Source organism: Candidatus Poribacteria bacterium (genome assembly GCA_021295715.1).
Classification (GTDB): domain Bacteria; phylum Poribacteria; class WGA-4E; order WGA-4E; family WGA-3G; genus WGA-3G.
Window position 1 is genome coordinate 1 of record JAGWBV010000015.1, and the last position, 3,223, is coordinate 3,223.

Annotated in this window: 4 protein-coding genes; all 4 read right to left on the reverse strand. The window is 49.1% G+C overall.

Annotated elements, in window-relative coordinates:
- Nucleotides 1-717: BMP family ABC transporter substrate-binding protein (locus tag J4G07_06310; protein MCE2413601.1), on the reverse strand; the 717-nt coding region annotated here is incomplete at its 3' end.
- Between the two features lie 115 nt (nucleotides 718-832).
- Nucleotides 833-1,777, reverse strand: coding sequence for an ABC transporter permease (locus J4G07_06315; GenBank protein MCE2413602.1), 945 nt, complete (start codon nucleotides 1,775-1,777; stop codon nucleotides 833-835).
- Entirely contained in the window at nucleotides 1,774-2,829 is a 1,056-nt protein-coding gene (locus tag J4G07_06320; protein ID MCE2413603.1) for an ABC transporter permease, read from the reverse strand. The genes J4G07_06315 and J4G07_06320 overlap by 4 nt, the downstream gene beginning before the upstream one ends.
- Nucleotides 2,808-3,223 (reverse strand): hypothetical protein (locus J4G07_06325; GenBank protein MCE2413604.1); only part of this gene is annotated, 416 nt, incomplete at its 5' end. The genes J4G07_06325 and J4G07_06320, both read right to left, overlap by 22 nt.

Genomic DNA, 3,223 nt, shown 5'->3' on the forward strand with positions numbered 1-3,223 from the left:
AATACCACTATCAACAAGGACATAAACGAGTCCTACGCCTTTGTTCGCGAGGCTGTTGACGGCTTCAGTTTCAGCAGCAGGATTGTACCAACTGTTGGTGAAAACGGTGTCAACGGTGATCTCTTTATTGACGCTCTGTGCTCCTAACGCAAAGGCATTGATTATCCAGAGCACTGGGGGAATTGGATGCGATGTTACAAAACCGAATTGAGGGTTATCTTTTGATGTCATGGCAGCGACAACCCCCGCAAGATAGGCGGCCTCCCACATGTTAGAACTATAGGTTCCGAGATTTTCAGATTGTTTGTTGCCCAAGCAGTGCATGAAGGTTACATCTGGATTTTTCGCCGCCACTTTTAAAGCCAAGTCAAGGTAACCGTAGGAAGTTGCGAAAATGAGTTCTGCACCTTCGTCGATCATACGCTGCATAATACGTTCGGCTTCTGCGTTCTCTGGAATATTCTCGGCAACTACAGTATGCACGTGATCGCGGAGTCTGGCTTCCAAAGCTAACCTACCTTGATTATGCTGGTAATTAAAACCCCAGTCAGAGGTCGGTCCTACAAGTACAAATCCGACATGGAGTTTTTCTGATGTTTTCTCCGGTGTGGTATCTTGAGCCGTTGAATTCAACGTCCATGCAAGACAGCCAAGAACTGCTGCCACAGCGATAAATACCCATATCTTGGTTAGGGTTCGGGATTGATTGTTTCTCATTATAATATTCTCCTTTTGGAAATTAGAGTGCGCATACAAGAGCCTCGCGCACATTCTTTTTTTCAACGTCGTGTAGCGATTTGACAAAGCCACTTGACGAAGTTGTTTTACGAATTTACTCTTTACCCATGTTAAATTCTTTAGCGAGGGCTTCGGGTAATCCTTGTCCTTTTCTGACATAAACAAATGTTGCAAGAGTGAGAGCCAGCACAGCGAAAAGATACGGTAAAGCTGCTAGGATGTAGGGCGAAACCGTGATCCCTGAAGCCTGTAGATTCGGATGCAACACAATCAAAACGCCAAAGAGATATGTCGCCAATAGGACTCGCACAGGGTGCCATCCAGCGACAATAACCAAACCGACCGCTATTAACCCTTGCCCTGCGGTCATCCGTTCTGCCCATAACTGGGTATAGGCTAAGGAGAGGTGCGCGCCGCCGATTCCTGATAGAAAACCACCGAGTATAATCGCGAGTATTCGGCTGCGTCGAACAGGAACGCCCTGAGCATAGGCGGCATACGGGTCTTCACCAACTGCTCGGATATGCAGTCCCAGTCGCGTCCGAAAGAGTAAGAACCATACCGCCGCGGCAGCGAATATCGTCAGATATACGAGGGGATCTTGTTGAAAGAACACCTTTCCAAAAATCGGTAAGTCATTCAGGAGCGGGATATCCCAGACATCTATGCCAGAGAAACGGACACCGACATAGGGTCTACCGAGGAAGCCGGAGAGTCCTGTCCCCACAATGGACAGCCCAATCCCACTGACGAGTTGATTTCCATTGAGATAGATGGTTATGAAAGCATGAACGGTTGCAAGGGCAGCAGCGGCGAGTCCAGCAGCAAGCACAGAAAGTACAGGGTTTTGGGTTTTCACCTGTACCACCACACCGACCATTGCTCCCATGAGCATCATCCCCTCAACACCGAGATTGATCACGCCTGATCGTTCTGCTAACGTCTCTCCGATTGCTGCAAAAGCGATTGGGGTTCCACTGCGAAGTGCGCCGGCAAGGACTGCTAAAAGTACGCCGCCCCATGCAATCTGATCGCTCATTTTGCCTCCTCAATGACGGTTGCTTTACTCCGCCAGATCGACTCTCCAGCCAGAAAGGTCAAAAAAGCCAAGCCCAGAAAAATATCCACGGTTGACGCTGGAAGCCCTGCAGTGAGTTGTAAGACATCCGCACCCGAATAAAGTCCTCCCACAAGAAAAGCTACCGGTATAATCACTATTGGGTTATTTCGCGCCAGCCACGCAACCAAGAATCCCGTATAGCCGTAACCGGGTGAGATTCCGGGTCGCAAACGGTTTTGGATTACAGACACCTCACCGAGGCCTGCGATCGCTGCGATTCCACCACCAACCGCCATAAGGATGACGATATATTTCGCGGCGTTAACCTTAACATAGCCCGCGGTTCTTGGATTTGCTTCAATCAAACGAAGAGAGAATCCCCATGTCGTGGTGCGCAAAGTGAAGTAAACCAGCCCGACTGCTCCAAGACCGAGCAAAATCCCCAGATGGATATTGGATTTGCCCCAAGTTGGCAGAACTGCCCATTCTGGGAAAGCTGCCGAATACGGCCAGCCAAAAGCATTGGGGTCCCTCCAGGGACCGTGAACAAGGTGATCAACAACAAAGATTGCGACATAGTTGAGCATCAAAGTGACAAGGATTTCATTGACCTGAAAGCGGGCACGCAGGAATCCCGGAATCATCCCCCACAACGCCCCTCCAACCATCGCAACGAGTATTATGCAGGGAATCATCATGAAATGCGGCAACCACGGGACATAAAGGACGAATGCAGTCGCAGCGATGGCACCACAATGAAGTTGACCTTCACCGCCAATGTTGTAAAGCCCTGCTTTCGCTGGAATAGCGACTGCCAAAGCACACAAGAAAATAGGGGTCATCCGTGTGATCGCTTCTGTAAGGCCCAGGGAACTACCGAAACCGCCTACGATGACTGCCCAGAAGATGGAGACAGGATTCTTGCCGACTGATAGCAGTAGAATCGCCATCAGCAACGGAGCCGCTAACAATGAAGCCAAGGCAAAGATACGCTGTCTATTCCAACGATTTATCCGCTCACTCGGTTGCATTCTGAAAACTCCATGATGGGTTTTGATTCGCCTTGCGACTTTTCTTGTTTATGGGATGTACCTATTCCGCTCATCGCAAGACCGATTGAGTTTCGGACATCTAAGGAAGCGTCAAAGGTTCCAACGATATGCCCCTGAAATATAACGAGGATTCTGTCGCATAGAACAAGAAGTTCATCCAAATCTTCCGACACGAGAAGCACACCAACTCCTTCATCTGCCTGCCGCGTTATCTCACGATGCACAAAATCCACAGTTGCTATATCTAACCCCGCGGTGGGGTTCACTGCAACAATCATATCCGGTTGATTGGTTAATTCACGGGCAAGCAAGATTTTCTGAATATTACCTCCAGAAAGCGTCGAAGTTTTAACATTAGGATCAGCGGGCTGGA